The following is a 17784-nucleotide window of genomic DNA, read 5'->3' on the forward strand; positions in this document are numbered from 1 at the left end:
ACGATGATGCAGCAGAGCCTCGCCTTCGAAGGTCGACCGCGCACCGACTTCCGCCGCATGGCCGTCGTCGGCTACGTGGCCATAGCGCTCTTCGTCGGCTGCTTCGGCTATTGGGCGGCGAACGCGCCGCTCTCCGGCGCGGTGATCACCTCCGGCACGATCTCGGCAACGGGCGGCAACATCCTCATCCAGCACCCCGAGGGCGGCATCATCGAGCAGTTGCTGGTGCATGAAGGCGACCGCGTGCAACAAGGCGAACCGCTGGTCCTCCTCGACCGCACGGCGGCCGAGGCCGACCTCAACCGGCTGACCAGACAGTCGATCGCGCTCAGGGCAAGTGCCGCGCGGCTGGAGGCCGAGCGCGACGGATCGGACAGGCTGGCGCCGATCGCCGAAGCAGCACCCGCGCCGTTCCAGAGGGATTTCGACAATCTGGTGCACGAACAGCAGAAGGAGTTCGAGGCCAGGCTCGCCCGGTTCCGCTCCGAGCAGTCGATCCTGGCGCAGCGCGTCGCCATGCATCGTGAGTCGGCGCTGGGACTGGACGCGCAGAAACTGGCCATCCAGCAACAGGCCGAGATCGTGAAGAAGGAACTCGGCATCAAGACCGGCCTGCTCGACAAGGGTCTCACCAACCGCAGCGAATATTCGCAGCTTCTGCGCAGCGAGGCCGATCTGGTCGGCCAGGCCGGCGCGCTGGAGGCGGATATCGCAGCGACCAAGACGCAGATCGTCGAAGCCCAGGCGCAGATCGAGCGGGCGACGACGCAACGCGTAGAGGACGCGCTGACCAAGCTCGACGAGGTCCGCACCAGCCTGGCCGACATCGGCGAACAGATCACCGCAGCCGAGGCGGTGCTGGGGCGCACGACGATCAAGGCGCCGGCAGCCGGCATCGTGGTATCGTCGACCTACAACTCCAAAGGCAGCGTGATTGCGCCGGGGCAGAAGATCATGGAGATCCTGCCGACCGCGTCGGGCCTCATCGTCGACGCGAAGCTGCGGCCGAAGGACGTGGATCTGGTTCGCGTCGGCCAGCCGGCGAAGCTCAGGCTGTCCGCCCTGAACGCGCGCCTCACCCCTGAGGTCCCGGCTACGGTGACGCAAATTTCCGCCGACCGGCTGATCGATGAAACCACGCATGAGGCGTATTTCCGCGCCAGGCTGAAGATCACCGACACGCTGCCGCAGGGCGTGAAAGCCGAGCAGCTTTACCCGGGAACGCCGGTCGAGGCGTTTATCAGTACCGGCGACCGAACCTTCCTCGAATATCTGGCGCGGCCGATGCTGGACTCGTTCGCGCGGGCGTTCACGGAGCGATAGGCGCCAACTCGTCCTCCCAGTTGACGCCGCCGTAGAACACCCTGAGAATCACCACCTGGTCGCCTTCTACGGTGAAGGCCACAGTCAGGCGGCGCTCGAAGCCAACGATGCGAAGCCCCGGCCGCACATCATCCCTTACGGTTCCGCGTTCCGAGGCATAGTCGAGACCCAGGCAAAATCGCTCGATCCGCTCGATGTAGCGAAGGGCGGTGAGGTTGCCGGATGCGTGAGCGACCGTATCGTATATCCATAACAGGTCCGTCTGGGCTTTCCGGCAAAAGGACAACATGCCGGCGCTTCACACGTTCCCCTTGAGGCGAGCTGCGTGATGTGCGCGGATGCTGTCAAAAGACTTGTCGGCCGGGATGGCCTGGGAGGGGTCTGCCTTCCACCTATCATAGGTCGGCGCGACCTCCTCACGCAGCCAGCGCTCCACGGCGGCGTCGCGTTCCTGCAATGCGCGAAGACCGGCGCGGATCACTTCACTGCTGGTCGCGTATGTGCCGGACCGAACGAGCTGGTCGATGAAAGCAGCCTGCTCGGCCGGCAGGCTGAAGGTGCGTTTTTCGGTGGCGGACATGGATCCCTCCTATCAGGTTGGTATGATATTATCATACCAACGGCGAGATCGCACGCCCCAATATAGGCTTAGGGACCGCTCCCCTTGCCGTCGGCAAAGACACCGGACATTCGGTTCGGATGCCTGAGATGGGTCGGCTTGATACCGGTCTGATGGCGGAAGACACGGCTGAAATGGCCGGCATTGGGAAAACCGCAGCGGTAGGCGATGTCGCCGATTGCCAAGTCGCTCCCCTCCAGCAGCGACTTGGCCTGATGTACGCGCAGCGCAAGATAGGCGGCCATCGGGCCGATGCCGAGCTCGGCGCCGAACAGCCGCTCAAGCTGGCGCCGGGATAAATTCAACCGGCCTGCGATCTCGGCGACCGACAGCGTCTCCTGGAGATTGCTTTCCATCAGAAGCAGCGCCCGTTTCACCGCTCGGCTCGACGCGGCCGGAAAGAGATCGCCGACGGGCTGCACATCCAGGCTCGAGCGGATGCGGTCGAGCACGAGGATCTTGGCGGCTTTTTCCGCAGCCTTGCGGCCGATGAACTGCGACACGAAATGGCCGGCAAGGTCGGCCGCACCCGTGCCTCCGGCGCAGGTCGAGCGGCCCCTATCGACGGAAAACAGGCTGTCGGCATGGGCGTTCACATCAGGGAATTGGCTGCGGAAATCCTTGATGTGAAACCAGCTGACGGCAGCACTGTAGCCATCGAGCAGACCGTAGCGCGCGAGCACGAAGCTGCCGGTGCAGAGTGCCGTCAGCGGCACGCCCTTTTCGGCCGCCCGCAACAGGAAGGCCTCCTTTTCGGAGCTGAGGCTGCGGTTGGTGTCGAGCAGGCCACCGACCACGACGACATTGTCGAACTCCTGCGGATTGCCGATCGCCTTGGTCGGCAGCAACTCGACACCGCAACTCGCCCGGATCGGCAGGCCACGCTCGCCGACGATCTCCCAGTCGAACTCGATCCGGCGGCTGCGGTCGCCTTCATCGCCGGCCAGCCGCAGCGTGTCGATGAACAGCGACAGCGGCGACAGCGTGAAGTCGCGAACCAAGAGAAACGCAAACCGCCTGGCCATTGTTGCTCCGAAACCTTTCCTTCGGGTGGATGGAGCCTAGTTGCTGAAGATTGGCACGGACTCGAGCACCATGCCCCTCAGGATTGGCCGCCAGATGTCGGAGATGAGATTGACGACCTTAGTGTGCAACCGGTCGGCCATCTCTTCTCCAATGTTTCGAGAATAGGTCCAAAAGAGCTTTGACCGATTGTTGGAGCCGAATGTAAGGATGATCTTCGGTTAGGCGGGAGGGAGCATGGGTCTCGACTTGGCGGTTTTTAAAAGCGTTTCGACCATGGAGCGGGAATTCCCCGGCTATCGCTTTCAGCGGGATCCGGAAAACGGCGAATGCGAGGTGATCCATCCCGAAGACGTGACTCTCACCTGGGACGATGTCACAACGCGTGACTGGCGTGTCGGAAACATAGCCCACATTGCGGCGCTCGGGGAGCTGATTGCCGGTCTTCTCGGCGAAGGGTCAGCGCTGGAACGGATGGTCCTCCTTTCAGCCAGCGGTGTTGGAGACGTCATCGAGGAGCCGAGCTTCGGCGAGCTTGAGCGCGAATTGCGACTGATCGAATCCAGCACCGACCCATGGGTTCGGGAATTTGCCGATGGACTAGTGGAATTGATCAGTATGGCACGGCGTGAGAAAAACCCTATCGTGTTTGTGTAACCTGCAGCACCAAAGCGGAGCCCAAGCCATGACCCTGACCAATCGCGATATCATCGAGCTGACGGCATGGCGCCGCAAGCTGCACCAGCGGCCTGAAATCTCCAACGAGGAAGAACAGACCGCCAAGGAAGTCGTCAGCTTCCTCGCCGATACAGGGCCGGACAAGGTGCTGACCGGCCTCGGCGGTCATGGCGTGGCGGCGGTCTATGACAGCGGCCAGGCCGGGCCGACGGTGCTGTTCCGCTCGGAGATCGATGCGCTGCCGATCGAGGAGCTTTCGGGCGTCGAGCATGCCTCGCAGGTGCCGGGAAAATCGCATATGTGCGGCCATGACGGCCACACCGCGATCCTGGCCGCACTCGGCCGCCAGCTCGGACGAGAACGGCCGGCGCGCGGCCGCGTCGTCTTGATGTTCCAGCCGGCGGAAGAGACCGGCAATGGCGCGGCCGGCGTCGTCGCCGATGCGCGCTTTGACGAGATCGCGCCGGATTTTGCTTTCTCCCTGCACAATCTGCCGGGCGTGCCGTTCGGCGAGGTTCGCCTCAAGCCCGGCGTGGTCAACTGCGCCTCGCGCGGCATACGCATCGTGCTGGACGGCAAAACCGCGCATTCGTCCATGCCCGAAACCGGCGTGTCGCCGATGCTGGCGGTGAGCAAGCTCATGCCGCTGCTGCCGGCGCTCGGCCGCGGCACCTTTGCCGACGATGATTTCAGCATGGTCACCGTCACCCATGCGACGATGGGCGAGGCCGTGTTCGGCATCGCGCCTGCTCACGCCGAGGTGTGGGCGACGCTGCGTACAAGGCGCGACGAGCGCATGGCGGAACTGGTCGCGGCGGCGGAAGCGTTGGCCACCAGGATCGCGGCCGAGCACCACCTTTCCGTGCGCTGCGACTATCACGAGATCTTCGTCGCCAGCGTCAACGCTCCAGACGCGGTGGAACATCTCAACCGCGCGCTGGACGAAGAGGGCGTCGCGCGCAGCGAGGAAGCCTTGCCGATGCGCGCTTCGGAAGATTTTGGCATCTTCGGCCACAAGGCGAGCTCAGCCATGTTCTTTCTCGGCGCCGGCGAGCGCCATCCTTCGCTGCACAACCCCGATTATGATTTTCCCGACGATCTGATCCCGATCGGTTCGAAGATCTTCATGCGCACGGCGCGCAACCTGCTGGGGTGAGCGGCCCCTGCAAAATCCGCATCCTGAAGCTGCCTTTTTCCCGCTGGAATCGTCTTGTAGTCGCGTCCTACATTAGGAGGGGCTTGCGGATGAGAATTGCAATGGTTGTCGCGTTGACTGCGACAGTGGCAGGGTGCGTATCGTCTCCGGTCCAGTATGGAGCCTCGCTCTCGACCCAAGACCCGAAATGGGCGACGCCGGAATGCCAGCAGGCCCGCACCGATGCCATGAATTACGACGCGCGCGAGAGGGAGCATCCGGGATGGGCCGCCGGCGTCGTGCTGGGGCCCTACAGCATGGGCCTCGTGGCGGCCATCAAGGAGAACGAGCAGAAGCAGCGAAGGCTGTTGGCGCGCCAGATGCATCTGCAGTGCTCGAGCCTGCCGCTGCCGAAGGATTTGGACTTCGATCCGCAAATCTACGCACCAAAGCCGGGGAAATATCCGTAGGGCTGGGATTGGTTTGCACAGGGACAATAGCGGAGGCTTGCGCCCTACGAATACCCCCACCCTCAATCCCTCCCAACAAGGGGGAGGGAGACTAGGTTGGCGCTGATTTCCGCAAAACCGTCTAAGTCGACTTAAAAAGGGCTGGGCGTGCGGCAGCGTTCCCTCCGCCTTGTGAGGGTCCGAAGGACGGGCGAAACCCTGGCTCGCCCCGGCAAGTTAGAGTGGTGGTCCTCTTCGTACAAGCTCATATGCGATAGCCCTTGCCCCGAGGCATTGGCATTGCCAGCTCTGTATGAAGCGCTCCTCCGCTCTCCCCACCAGCTTTGCGCCTTGACCCACCGAGGGCTCTCCCTGGAACCAAATCCAAGCCTAAACTGTTCAAGTTGGTTACCACGCCGACGAGCCCTGCCGGTTGGGTGAGCGGCGCACTTGAGGAGCTCCCACCATGACCATCTCGTCCAGCTTTCGTTCGCTCGCGGTTGCGGCCATCACAACTGTGTCCGTCAGCGCTGCCAGCGCCGCGCATGCCGATAGCGGCACGATCCGCTTTGCCGTCTACAAGGCGGCCTTCTTCGTCGGCGGCTCGGGCGGCGAGGGCACGCTGACCTTCCATGGCCGCTCCTATCCCATCACGATCGGCGGCGTTTCGGGCGGCTTCGCGTTCGGGGTTTCCAAGACCTATTTCCGGGGCACCGTGCGCCATATCCGCAGGGTGCGGGATGCGACCGGCGTTTATGGCGCGGCCGGCGGTGGCGGCGCGCTCGGCAAGGGGGCGCAGGTGATCGTCATGACCAACGACAAGGGCGCCCAGCTCGAGCTTACGGGCCGGCAGGTGGGGTTGCAGGTGAATGCGGATCTGAGCGGGATGGCGATTTCGTTGAAGTAGGGGGCGCTCCCTCGCGTTCTCGGTGGGGTAAGCTCGTCTGGGGCGATGATAATCGCCTATGGCTGCGCCAGCCCCCTCATCCGGCCGCTTCGCGGCCACCTTCTCCCCGCTGGGGAGAAGAGGCTGGCGTTGACGCTGGCGCCCTCCTCTCCCCTCGGGGAGAGGTCGGATTGCCCCGAATTGCCCTTCGCAATTCGGTTGGCAATCCGGGTGAGGGGGAACTTGCTCCCGTGCGCTTGGCCTGAACCTTGGATGGGGAAGCTTCGCCCAATGCAGCGTCGGGCGCCAGCCCCTACCGCTCCTCCACAATCCGCAAATACGCCGCCGTCACGAACAGCACGATCAGCCCGAACAAGATCCGCCGTGCCCCCTCCGGCATCTGCAGGATGGTCAGCAGTGTTGTCAGCACGGTCAGGATCAGGGCGCCGATGATGGTGCCGGTGTAGCCGCCGCGGCCGCCGAAGATGGAGGTGCCGCCGATGACGGCGGCGGCGACCGAGGGCAGCACCAGCGGTTCGGCGAGCGACAGCGACGGCGCCTTGATCAGGCCGACATAGAGCAGGCCGGTGATGCCGGCGAGCACGCTGGAGGTGACGTAGAGCGCGGTGATGACCTGCCAGTATTGCACGCCCGACAGGCGGGTCGCGCGCTCATTGTCGCCGACGGCGTAGAGCAGGCGGCCGAAGCCGGTGCGGGCGAGCGTGAAGACGATGAGGGCGGCGAGCGGCACGAACAAAAGCAGCGCGTTGGGGAAGCCCCATGTCACGCCGGTGCCGAGCCAAGCCAGGAAGTCGGGGATTTTTGCGCCCGACGCGATCACCGTGCGCTGGTAGACCTGCAGGCAGCCGGTGCCGATCAGGCTGGTGCCCAGCGTCATGATCAGCGGGTGGACGCGGAAGACGCCGACGCCGATGCCGTTAACGAGGCCGATCAGCACCGCCGGCATCATCGCCAAAAGGAACGCCACCGCCGGGTCCTGGTTGACCACTTGCGTCGCCATGATGAAGGCGCTCATCGTTGCCACCGTGCCGACCGACAGGTCGATGCCGCCGGTCAGCATGGTCATGGTCTGGCATCCCGCCAGGATCGCCAGCGGTATGGCGAATTTAATAGTGTTGGCGATCCAGCGCTCGTTGACGATGCCGGGGCGCAGGATCTGCAGGATTATAACCAGGATGGCGAGCAGGACGATCAGCGGGATGAGCGGGCGATCGGCCATGAAGCGCTTTATGCGGCGGCCGAAGGGGACCGGGGTGATGGCGGTGGTGCTCATGGGGCGGCTCTTGGGGTGGCGTTTTGCGAGGCTAGCGCTCTACGGCGCCCCCCTCTGTCCTGCCGGACATCTCCCCCACTTGTGGGGAGATTGGCAGCTTCAGCGCCTCGCTCCTTTTTGCACCGTTGAAGGCTGGCGAAAGCGGCGATGACACCTGATCTCCCCCCTCGTGGGGGAGATGTCCGGCAGGACAGAGGGGGGCGCGAAGGAACGCCGACGTCTCTCTGCGACAGCCCTCCCATCATTGCCGCCCCCGCATCGTGATAAACGCGCCGAACATCACCACCGCCACCATGATCAGCCCCTCGATGATGGCGGNCGCCCCCGCATCGTGATAAACGCGCCGAACATCACCACCGCCACCATGATCAGCCCCTCGATGATGGCGGTGACATTCGGGTCGATGGCAAGCAGCGTCAAATCCGTGCGCACCAGGCGCAACACGAAGACGGCGACGATCGGGCCGAGCAGGCCGCCCTTGCCGCCGCCGAGCGCGACGCCGCCAAGCACCACGGCGGCGACGCTGGCGAGCAGATAGGGGCCGGGGATGGGGGCGCCGATGCCGGTGCTCATGGTCAGCGCCAGGCCGCCAAAGGCGGCGAACAGGCCGGACAGCGCATAGGCGATGATGCGAGTGCGCTTGACCGGCACGCCGGAGCGGAACGCCGCCAGTTCGCTGGAGCCGATGGCGTAGATGGAGAGGCCGAGGCGCGAGCGCCTCAGCGGTATCCAGATGACGCAGAGGCACACGATCAGCACCAGCAGCGCCTTCGGGACCCAGGCATCGACGGCGTCGGGCAGGCCGGGGATCGGTACCGTGCCGGAGATCAGCGCCTTCAGCCATTCGGCGATGCCGCCACCCGGCGCGTCGAGCACCAGCAGGGCGGCGCCCTGCAGCACGAACAGCATGGCGAGGGTGACGACAATGTCGGGCACGCGGGTGACGACGATGAGCAGGCCGTTGAGCGCGCCGAGCACGAAACCCATGGCGAGCACGAAGGGCACCACGAATAGCGCGTATTCCTCGCTCGCGCCATTCATCATCGACGCCGCGGTGACGCTGGTCAGCGCCATCATGGCGGCGACCGACAGATCGATGCCGCCGGCGATGACGACCACCGTCTGCGCGGCGACTGCGAAGGCATAGGGCAGAACGGCTCGGGCGAGCGAGCCGAAATCATTGCTGCCATAGGCCGGCTGGATGATCCTGGTGGCGATGAACAGGACGATGAGCAGGGCGAACAGGCCGACGACCCAGCCTTGGCGGCGCAGGAAATGGCTCATGGCGCGGCCTCCGGCGAAGCCGAAGTGTTCGCGGTCGGATCAGCCAATATGCCGATATCGGCCTTGGCGCCGCGCGGCAGGCCGTAGGCGGCGCGCATCAGCGCCGGCTCGTCGGCCTCCTCGACCGGAAAAATGTCGACGAGGCGGCCGCCGAAGATGACGATGACGCGGTCGCAGACGCGCTGCACCTCTTCGAGTTCCGAGGTGTAGAACAGCACCGACTTACCGTTGCCGGCGAGTTCGCGCAGCAGCTTGTAGATCTCCTGCTTGGTGCCGACATCGATGCCGCGCGTCGGGTCGAAGCACAGGATGGTGCGGGCATCCGCCGCGATCCAGCGGGCGATGGTCACCTTCTGCTGGTTGCCGCCGGACAGGCGCTGCACTTCGCCTTGTGCACGGGTGTCGATCTGCAGCCGCTCGATGGCGCTGAGCACGGTCGCGCGCTCGCGGCGCATGTTGATCGGCCCCCAGTTGCGCAGCGCGGCACTGAAGGGCAGGGCGATGTTTTCACGCACCGAGCGCTGCATGGCGAGCGCCTCGGAGCGGTCGCCCGGCACATAGGCTAGGCCGGCGCGGATGGCGTCGATCGGGTGGGCGAATTTCACCGGCTGGCCATCGACTTCGATCGTGCCGCCGGAAGGCCGGATCGAGCCGGCAAGGGCGGCGAACAACTCGTCCTGGCCCTGGCCTTCGAGCGCGACGACGCCGGCGACTTCGCCGTCGGCAAGATCGAAGGAGACGTCACTGAGCTTGGCACCGACGCGGAGATTGCGCACGGAGATGCGCGGCCGGGCAGCTGCGGGCGCGGCCTTCTCGGCGGCACTGCGGGCAGCGACATGGGTTTTCACGACGCGGGTGCCGAGCATCAGCTCGACGATCTTTTCTTCCACGCCCGGCACGATGTCGACGACGCCGACGGTCTCGCCGTCCCGCAGCACGGTGGCGCGGTCGCACAGCGCCGAGATTTCGACGAAGCGGTGCGAGATGAAGATCACGGCGCGGCCGGCATCGCCCTGGCGGCGCACCACTTCCAGCACCTTTTCGGCAAGGTTGGCGGGCAGTGCCGCCGTCATCTCGTCAAGCAGCAGCACGTCGGGCTCGACGGCGAGCGCCCGCGCCAGGTCGAGCACGCGCAGCACGGCCAGCGGGATGTCGCGCGCGGTGTCGCGCAGATCGAGGTCGGTGATGCCGAGCTCGCGCACCCAGGCGCGGAACGGCTCCACCGGCGTGCCGGTGAGCCTGAGATTGGACAGAACGTCGAGATCGGGGATCAGCGACGGCTCCTGGTAGACCGGCAGCAGCCCGGCGCGGCGCGCGGCGGCGGGCGAGCGAATGTCGCGCGCCTCGCCGCGGATCAGGATGCGGCCGGCGTTCGCCGGAATGGCGCCTGTCAGGATCTTCACCAGCGTCGACTTGCCGGCGCCGTTGGCGCCCATCAGCGCGTGGACCTCGCCCGGCAGCACGGAGAGCGACGCGTTGCGAAGCGCTGCAACCGCGCCGTAGTTCTTGGCGACGCCGGTGGCGTCGAGGAGGGGGCTGGTGGTCAAATGGTTTGTTGTCAAAATTGACGGTTCCAGAAACTAATGTCGGCGCTCTACGGCGTCCCCCTCTGTCCTGCCGGACATCTCCCCCACTTGGGGGGAGATTGGCAGTTCCGGCGCCGCCCCTCGTCTTGCGACGTAGAAAATTAGCGAAAGCCGAGATGACAGCCAATCTCCCCACCTGTGGGGGAGATGTCCGGCAGGACAGAGGGGGCGCCGTAGAGCGCTAGTCTGTGTGACGAGGACGGCCGTTCGCCGTCCTCGCCAGTTCATTCAAACCAGGCTTACTCCCCCGGCCCCTTGCAGGCCACGATCTGGTCCTTCGTGTAGGTCGTCCACTCCGGGATCGAGATCGAGACCGGCCATTCCGGGCTCAGCGACGGGTCGGCGGCTGCCTTCAGCTTGGCCTTGCCTTCGTCGGTGGCGTTGTCCCACAGCTGCGGGTCGACCAGCACTGTCTGCTGCGCCGGCTTCTTGCCATCGAGGATCTGCAGCGCCAGCGTCACGCCCGCGCCGCCGATCGAGCCGGGGTTGGTGACGGCTGCACCGACGAGACCTTTCACCGAGCTCAGCTGGCCGACGAAGCCGGCATTGTCGGCGCCGACCACCGGCACCAGCGGCGCCTGCGATTCGACCAGCGCGTCGACGATGACGTTGTCGATGCCCGACGTCCACACGCCGTTGAACGGCGTGCCGGTGGCCAGGAACGACAGCATCTGCTGCTTGGCCTGATCCTGCTGCCAGCCGGTGAAGACTTCCTGCGCCACCTTCACGCCGGGGTTTTCGGCCAGCGCCTTCTTGAAGCCTTTGTCGCGATCGCTATCGGCCGAGGCGCCGGCGGCGCCGCGCATGTAGAACACTTCGCCCTTGCCGCCCATCTGCTGGAACAGCCATTTGGCGCCGAGATAGGCATACTGTTCCTGGTTGTTGGAGATGATGTAGGCCGACGGTTCGGTCACCGCCTGGTCGACGGCAACGACGACGATGCCGGCCTTGGTGGCTTCTTCCAGGCCCGCCTTGATGCCGGCGGGATCAGCGGGGTTGACGACGATGGCGTCGACCTTGGCGCTGATCAGATTGCGGATGTCTTCGAGCTGGCCGGCGGCATCGGTGTTGCGGTGGGCGATGTTGAGCTTCGTCACTTCGCCCGAAGCCAGCGCCTGCGCCTTCATGGCGCAGACCATTTCCTCGCGCCAGCCATTGCCCTGCACGGTGTTGGAAATGCCGATCGTATATTTGGCTTCGGCCGACGACACGCCCATCGATGCCAGCAAGGCAGCGCCCGCAAGCAACGGGACCATGGTCAGTATTTTCTTCATGTCAGTACTCCTCCACATTGTTGTTTTTCGTCTCAGGGCCAGACCCTTCGGCAGGATCGGACCAAGTCATTCACCTCGTCATTTGACGAAGGGGCGCAGCACGTCGCGGGCGAGCAGGAAGCCCCGCTTCACCGCATCGTCGTTGCCTTCAAACCGCCTGTCCTCATGTTCGATGATGACCGAGCCGTCATAGCCGGCGCGGTAGAGGCCGGAGAAGAAGCCGCTCCAGTCGACATCGCCCAATCCCGGCATGCGCGGCACCTGCCAGCCTATCCCGGCGGAAAGAATCCCGCGCTCATACAAACCATCATGATCGATCATCAAATCCTTGGCGTGGACATGCAGCATGTAGGGGCCGAACTCCTTGATGAAGCGGCCCTGGTCGATCATTTGCCAGACCAGGTGCGAGGGGTCGAAATTCATGCCGACCTCGCCGCCCCAGGTTTCGAGGATGCGCCGCCAGACCAGCGGCGAATAGGCGATGTTGTGCCCACCCGGCCATTCGTCATAGCTGAAGATCATCGGGCAGTTCTCGAAGGCGAGTTTTACCCCGTGATCGCGCGCATAGGCGACGGTCTCGGGCCAGACTTTCAGCGCGTCCTGCCAGTTGACGTCCACGGTCTTCGAGGCATCGCCGCCGCAGAAGGTGTTGACCACCGGCACGCCCATGTTGGCGGCCAGCACGATGACCTTCTTCAGATGGCCGATGACGGCCTCGCGATGGGCAGGGTCCGGATGCAGTGGGTTGGGGTAGTAGCCGAGGCCGGAGACCGTCAGCTTCTTTTCCGTCAGCGAGGCGACGATGTCCTTGGCCTGCGCGGGCGAGGTGGAGGCGGCGTCGATATGGCTGGTGCCGGCATAGCGCCGCGTAGCGCCGGAGGTCTTCGGCCAGCAGGCGATTTCCAGCGCCTCGAAGCCGGCCGAGTGCGCCCAGCCGGCGACCTCGCCAAGCGGCGTCTCCGCAAACGGTGCTGTAAGCACTCCTAGTTTCATTCTGCCTCCCTAGACCCGACGACTATAATGCCGATTGTTTGGATCGCTTCAACCTCGCGACCTCATCTTGTTCGAGACTGTGCCGGACAGCCGCCATCGGATCGTCCGACAGCAGGTCGCCCAGCGCCGATGTGACGGCCGCGCGGAACGTCCCGTCAGCGGCAAGGCCGGGGTCGAATATCCCGTCGATGGCAAGGATGGCGGACACCAGCGCGCTGGCATCGGGACCCGTCGCGTCGGCGATTGCGGCGACCTTGCCGGCATAGGGATCCGACACCGGCCAGCGTCTGCCGAAACGTTCCGAGGCCTGGATCAGATAGGCCATCCAGCCGGCGACCGGCACCGACAGCAGGCCGATGCTCTGGCCCATCGCAAGCCGGTCGCGGATCGGGTTGAGCAGGCGCTGGACGATCTTCTGCGAACCGTCGGTTGCGACCTGGTGGTTGCGGTGGCGGATCGCGGTGTTCTTCAGCCGGGCAAGGCTCTGCTCGACATAGGCGAGCGGCAGGATGCCCGGCACCGGCATCAGCGTCGGCACAGTCTCTTCGACCAGCATGCGCCGGATGAAGTCCGACAGCAGCGGGTCGGCCATGGCATCCGATGTGTGCTCGAGCCCGGCCAGCACGCCGAGCGTGGCGAGCGTCGTCTGGGCGCCGTTCAGCACCCGCATCTTGAGATGCTCGAACGGCGTGACATCGTCGACGAAGGTGGCGCCGACCAGATCCCAGCGCGGCATGCGGCCGGCGAATTTTTCCTCGATCACCCATTGCCGGAACGGCTCACCGACAGCGACGGCGGCATCGTGGTAGCCGAACCATTGCTCGACACTATCGAGGTCATCCTGCGTCACCGCCGGCGCGATGCGGTCGACCATGGCCGCGGGGAAGGCGACATTGGCCTCTATCCAGCGGGCCAGCCCTTTGCTCCGCCGTTCGGCAAACGTCCGCACGACATTGTTCAGGATAGTACCGTTGGTCGGGATGTTGTCACAGGAGAGAAACGTTATGGGTCGCTCATGCGTGGCCCGGCGCTGCTCCAGCGCCCGCACCAGCAGGCCGGGCACGCTGCGTGGCGTCTCGGGGTTGGCGAGGTCGTGGACGATATCAGGGTGGCCAAGGTCGAGTTCGCCGCTGGACGGGATGTGGCAATAGCCTTTTTCGGTCACCGTCATCGTCACCAGCTCGATATCGGGTGAGATCAGCACGCCGAGCGCCGGTGCCGCACTGTCCTGACTGTCGACCACCCGGACGATGCTGCCGATGACGCGCGCCTCGATGTGGCTGTTCTCGCGGATCAGCCTTGTGTACAGCCCGCCCTGCCGTCCCAGCGTGTCGGCAAGGCTGGGCGGACGGATGTTGATGCCGACGATGCCCCAGCGGTCGAAGCGCAGCGAGATGAGATCGTCGGTGTATTCGGCCTGGTGGCAGCGGTGGAAGGCGCCGACGCCGAGATGCGCCATGCCGGGCGCCAGGAGCGTACGGTCATAGGACGGTGTCTGCACCGATGCCGGCAAGCGATCGAGCAGCGCCGGCCCAAGCGTTTCGATGGAAGCGCTCACCGGTTCGCTCCGATCACCGCCTGCTCCTGGTCGACAACCGCGCCGGTCATCGGGCCGGCGGCGTCGGACAGCAGGAAGACGGCGAGGCTGGCGATGTCGTCCGGCGTCAGCAACCGGCCGAAAGGCTGCGCGGCGTTGGCCTTCTCGAGCCAGCCAGGGCCGTTGCCCAAAGTCTCCGCCTGCATGATGCGTTCGGCCGGCGTGTCCGTCCAACCGACATTGATGCCGTTGACGCGGATGCGGTCGAAACGGTGGGCGTTGGCGGCGTTCTTGGTCAGCGTCGCCAGCGCGCCCTTGGTGGCGGAATAGACGGCAAGCTCCGGCGAGCCGCAATGGGCGTTGATCGACAGAATGTTGAGAATGGCGCCACCTTGGCCGCGCTGCTTCATGTCGGCAATCGCCGCCTGCATCAGGAAGAACGGCGCGCGCGCATTGACGGCAAACAGTGACGCCCAGTCGTCGAGGCTGGCGTCGAGGAAAGAGGCGCGATCGGTCAGGCCGGCGGCGTTGACCAGCGCATCGATGCGGCCGAAGCGCTCGATGCAGGCCTGCGCCAGAAGGGTGGGGGCGTCAGGATCGGCAAGGTCGGCGGCGACGAAGATGGTCGGCGTGCCCAATTGCGAAAGCTCGGCCGCCACGGCCTCGCCACGCGCCCTCTCGCGCCCGGTGACCAACAGCCCGGCGGCACCGGAACGCGCCAGCGTCTCGGCAATGGCGCGGCCAATGCCTTGCGTCGACCCGGTGACCAGAGCCACCTTGCCGCCAAGCCGGATCTCCATTCCTCCTCCCGGGAATAAAGTTTCTATTTTGAGAAATATGGAACGGCAATTCCCGATTGTCAATTGGACCAGTGACGCCTCATTCGTCGCGCCGCGCCGCCACGCCATGGACCAGCGCCATCCCAACGGCGAGCGAGGCCGCCAGTGAGCGGAAGCCGGCAAAGTCAGATTCCACCACTTCCAGCCAGCTGTCCGAGAGCGGGATCAGCGGGCTGAAGGTGCTGTCGGTGACGGTGACGATACGCGCCTTGCGCTCATGCGCCACCGCGACGAGATCGGGCGTGATCGAATTGTAGGGGCTAAACGAGACAGCGAGCACGGCATCCCGGCCGCTGATGCAGCCGATCTGGTCGAGTGCGGAGGAGCCGACATTGTCGACCAGCACATTGCGCACGCCCTGCTGCGACAGTGTCAGGGAGAGATAGGCGGTGACGGGAAAGGCGCGCTTGGAGCCGATGACATAGATCAGCTCGGCGGCCGCCAGCAGCGCCACCATCTTGTCGAAACTCTCGACGTCGAAGCCGGTCTCGATGCGGCCCAGCGAGGCCTGCGATGCGCCGACCATGCCGTGCAGGAAATGCAGATTCGGCTCGGTCTCGGTGCGCGGTTCGCCGCGCCCTTCCGGCCATGAGCCCTTGATGTGCTCCTTGAACAGGCCCTGGAAATCGGAAAAGCCGGAATAGCCGAAGATCTGGGCAAAGCGCACCAGCGTCGAGGGCTGCACGCCGGCCTGTGCCGCAACCTGCGCGATGGTGCCGAGCGCGACGTCGCTCGGATGCTGCCACAGGAAGATTGCCACCTGGCGCAGCCGCTTGGGGAAATGCACCGTGCCCGACGACAGCACCGCGCGTAGCTCCTCATAGGTCTGCGGCTGGATGTAGCCAAGCGCGGCCAGCGAGCGTCCGCGCTTGCGCGTCGCCGCCTCGTCGGTGCTGGACCGTCCGGATGCCTTGCTTGCCCCACTCATGATTTCAGGCTAGCGCGATACGATCGTTTTACAATATGAAAATTGGAAATCGTATTCGAAAGCGGTGTGCCGGGAGGAGCTTGAAAATGGTCTACGCAACATCGGACGGATCAGCCGGCAAGCGGCTGCGGGTCGGCATGGTCGGCGGCGGCCGCAATGCCTTTATCGGCGCCGTGCATCGGCTGGCCATGCGCCTCGACGACCAGATCGTGCTGGTCGCCGGCGCGCTGTCGTCGGACCCGGAAAACGCCGCCGCGTCGGCCGCCGAGATCGGCATCGCGCCGGAGCGCAGCTATGCCGATTACCATGTCATGGCAAAGGCGGAAGCTGCTCGGCCGGACGGCATCGAGGCGGTGGTCATCGTCACGCCCAACCATCTGCACGCGCCGATCGCCACGGCCTTTCTGGAGGCCGGCATCAACGTCATCTGCGACAAGCCGCTGTCGACGACGCTGGATGAGGCCGAGGCGCTGGTGGCGCTGGCGCGGGAGAAAAAGCGTCGCTTCGTCGTCACGCTCAACAACACCGGCTACGCCATGGTCCGCCAGGCGCGCGAGATGGTGGCGGCGGGCGCGCTTGGCCGCATCGTGTCCGTGCATGGCGCCTACATCCAGGACTGGCTGACCAAGCCGATCGACGCCGAGGGCCAGAAGCAGGCGGAGTGGCGCACCGATCCGGCGCGCGCCGGGCAGTCGGCGGTGCTGGCCGATATCGGCGTGCACGCCTTCAACCTGGCGAGCTATATCTCCGGCTGCGAGGCCGAGGCGGTGTCGGCGGATCTGTTCACCGCCGTGCCGGGACGTCGGCTCGACGACAATGCACATGTGCTGCTGCGCTGGACCGGCGGCGCGCGCGGCACGATCCTGGCCAGCCAGACCTCGCCCGGCCACTACAATGATCTCTCGGTGCGCATCTATGGCGACAAAGCCGGGCTCGAATGGTCGGGCGGCCGGCCGGAAGAACTGCGCTTCTCCATCTACGGCGAGGAGACCCGCACGCTGGTGCGCGGCGGCCATGGCTCGACCACTGAGAGCCAGCGCGTGTCGCGCATGCCGGCGGCGCATCCGGAGGGATATATCGAGGCCTTCGCCAATTTCTACCGCGACGCCGCCGATATCATTCGCGCCCATCGCTCTGGTGGGGTGGTCGATCCGGCGCGTGCGGCGCAGGTGCCCGACGTTGTGGATGGCGCGCGCGGGGTGAAGTTTGTTGCTGCGGCGGTGGAGTCGAATGCGGCGGGTGGGACATGGACTTCGGCGCGGTTTGGGTGAGGGGCTGATGCGGATGTAGAGGCCAGCCGCCTAGGGCGGTCCCCCACTCCGTCTCGGCTTCGCCGATCCACCTCTCCCCCACATTCGTGGGGGAGAGGAAATCCCAAGCTTTTTGATGGGAAATGAAACCCAAGTCTTTCGATGCAGTGACTCCGGCGGTTGGCGTTTCCTCTCCCCCATGAACATGGGGGTAGAGGTGGCTCGGCGAAGCCGAGACGGAGTGGGGGACTGACGCTGCCCTAAGGGATTGACCTGCCGAAGGCGCTACCGCCGCCGCAGCAGACCTGGCAGCGGCGGGGCGCCAAGTACTCTTCGGTCGCTTTACTGGGCAAAACGCTGCTATGCATGTGTTAATCATGATATGGGTTGTTCATTGTCAGAGCATCGGCCCAGCCGTATTCGGTAACAATGCGCAACTTGTCTCTCTTCCTTGCTGCCAGCCTCGGCTGCCTCGTTCTCTCGGCGGTTTCCTTCGGCGCTCCGCAAGGCCTGCTCGTCACCCTGTTCCCGGACAGCAATGCAGCGAAGGTGGCGCAGTGCAGAAGCCTACTCAAAATCCGTTTCGACACGGGCGAATGGCCGGACAAGGGCGCGGCTGACTACATGCGCTATGACGAGTGCTACTATCTGATCTGTGGCGGAACCAGGCCGAGCGCTTGAAGGCT

General features: G+C 65.1%; 18 protein-coding genes. 7 read left to right on the forward strand and 11 right to left on the reverse strand.

All coding sequences use genetic code 11. From position 1 onward, the window contains the following. Window positions 1–3 precede the first annotated feature (3 nt). Window positions 4–1323, forward strand: a complete 1320-nt coding sequence (locus X757_RS149255) for an HlyD family type I secretion periplasmic adaptor subunit (RefSeq protein WP_023686534.1) — start codon at window positions 4–6, stop codon at window positions 1321–1323. Here X757_RS149255 and X757_RS149250 read toward each other — a convergent pair. The 3 genes from X757_RS149250 to X757_RS149240 form a co-directional block, all read right to left on the reverse strand. Further along, entirely contained in the window at window positions 1310–1612 is a 303-nt protein-coding gene (locus tag X757_RS149250) for a type II toxin-antitoxin system RelE/ParE family toxin (RefSeq protein WP_031196911.1), read from the reverse strand. The genes X757_RS149255 and X757_RS149250 overlap by 14 nt on opposite strands. Window positions 1613–1621: 9 nt before the next feature. Continuing rightward, on the reverse strand, window positions 1622–1903 hold the full coding sequence (locus tag X757_RS149245; RefSeq protein WP_023669694.1) for a type II toxin-antitoxin system ParD family antitoxin: 282 nt from the start codon (window positions 1901–1903) through the stop codon (window positions 1622–1624). Window positions 1904–1971: 68 nt separating this feature from the next. Continuing rightward, window positions 1972–2967, reverse strand: coding sequence for a GlxA family transcriptional regulator (locus tag X757_RS149240; RefSeq protein ID WP_023726479.1), 996 nt, complete (start codon window positions 2965–2967; stop codon window positions 1972–1974). Window positions 2968–3202: 235 nt separating this feature from the next. Between X757_RS149240 and X757_RS149235 the strand changes: the two genes are divergently transcribed. The 4 genes from X757_RS149235 (at window position 3203) to X757_RS149220 (ending at window position 6134) form a co-directional block, all read left to right on the forward strand. Beyond that, complete coding sequence (locus X757_RS149235; RefSeq protein WP_023683109.1) at window positions 3203–3622, forward strand: hypothetical protein; 420 nt, start codon at window positions 3203–3205, stop codon at window positions 3620–3622. Between the two features lie 28 nt (window positions 3623–3650). Then, on the forward strand, window positions 3651–4799 hold the full coding sequence (locus X757_RS149230) for an amidohydrolase (protein WP_023726480.1): 1149 nt from the start codon (window positions 3651–3653) through the stop codon (window positions 4797–4799). Window positions 4800–4888: 89 nt separating this feature from the next. Continuing rightward, on the forward strand, window positions 4889–5248 hold the full coding sequence (locus X757_RS149225) for a hypothetical protein (RefSeq protein WP_023726481.1): 360 nt from the start codon (window positions 4889–4891) through the stop codon (window positions 5246–5248). 445 nt (window positions 5249–5693) lie between these two features. After that, complete coding sequence (locus tag X757_RS149220) at window positions 5694–6134, forward strand: hypothetical protein (protein ID WP_023686526.1); 441 nt, start codon at window positions 5694–5696, stop codon at window positions 6132–6134. A 292-nt stretch (window positions 6135–6426) separates the two neighbouring features. Here X757_RS149220 and X757_RS149215 read toward each other — a convergent pair whose 3' ends face one another. The 8 genes from X757_RS149215 to X757_RS149180 all read right to left on the reverse strand — a co-directional run bounded on the left by X757_RS149215 (window position 6427) and on the right by X757_RS149180 (window position 15848). Then, window positions 6427–7407 carry an ABC transporter permease gene (locus X757_RS149215; RefSeq protein ID WP_023726482.1) on the reverse strand — a complete coding sequence of 327 codons (981 nt, stop codon included), beginning with the start codon at window positions 7405–7407 and terminating at the stop codon, window positions 6427–6429. Window positions 7408–7704: 297 nt separating this feature from the next. Then, window positions 7705–8691 (reverse strand): ABC transporter permease, encoded by a 987-nt coding sequence (locus X757_RS149210; protein WP_023726483.1) that lies wholly within the window; start codon window positions 8689–8691, stop codon window positions 7705–7707. Continuing rightward, window positions 8688–10238 (reverse strand): sugar ABC transporter ATP-binding protein, encoded by a 1551-nt coding sequence (locus X757_RS149205; protein ID WP_023726484.1) that lies wholly within the window; start codon window positions 10236–10238, stop codon window positions 8688–8690. The genes X757_RS149210 and X757_RS149205 overlap by 4 nt, the downstream gene beginning before the upstream one ends. A 278-nt stretch (window positions 10239–10516) precedes the next feature. Continuing rightward, the gene (locus X757_RS149200; RefSeq protein ID WP_023683115.1) at window positions 10517–11551 is read right to left on the reverse strand and encodes an ABC transporter substrate-binding protein; all 1035 of its coding nucleotides are present in this window, start codon (window positions 11549–11551) and stop codon (window positions 10517–10519) included. A 78-nt stretch (window positions 11552–11629) separates the two neighbouring features. Further along, window positions 11630–12544, reverse strand: a complete 915-nt coding sequence (locus X757_RS149195; RefSeq protein WP_023726485.1) for a sugar phosphate isomerase/epimerase — start codon at window positions 12542–12544, stop codon at window positions 11630–11632. A gap of 22 nt (window positions 12545–12566) precedes the next feature. Then, window positions 12567–14102, reverse strand: coding sequence for a mannitol dehydrogenase family protein (locus X757_RS149190; RefSeq protein WP_023726486.1), 1536 nt, complete (start codon window positions 14100–14102; stop codon window positions 12567–12569). Beyond that, a complete protein-coding gene (locus tag X757_RS149185; protein ID WP_023726487.1) occupies window positions 14099–14881 on the reverse strand; it encodes an SDR family oxidoreductase in 783 nt (260 codons plus the stop codon). The genes X757_RS149190 and X757_RS149185 overlap by 4 nt, the downstream gene beginning before the upstream one ends. A gap of 79 nt (window positions 14882–14960) precedes the next feature. After that, entirely contained in the window at window positions 14961–15848 is an 888-nt protein-coding gene (locus X757_RS149180) for a MurR/RpiR family transcriptional regulator (protein ID WP_023726488.1), read from the reverse strand. Between the two features lie 86 nt (window positions 15849–15934). Between X757_RS149180 and X757_RS149175 the strand changes: the two genes are divergently transcribed. Next, window positions 15935–17119 carry a Gfo/Idh/MocA family protein gene (locus X757_RS149175; RefSeq protein WP_023726489.1) on the forward strand — a complete coding sequence of 395 codons (1185 nt, stop codon included), beginning with the start codon at window positions 15935–15937 and terminating at the stop codon, window positions 17117–17119. Window positions 17120–17527: 408 nt separating this feature from the next. Further along, a complete protein-coding gene (locus tag X757_RS149170; protein WP_023683121.1) occupies window positions 17528–17779 on the forward strand; it encodes a hypothetical protein in 252 nt (83 codons plus the stop codon). Window positions 17780–17784: the final 5 nt, after the last annotated feature.

This window comes from Mesorhizobium sp. LSHC412B00 (genome assembly GCF_000503035.1).
Classification (GTDB): Bacteria; Pseudomonadota; Alphaproteobacteria; order Rhizobiales; family Rhizobiaceae; genus Mesorhizobium.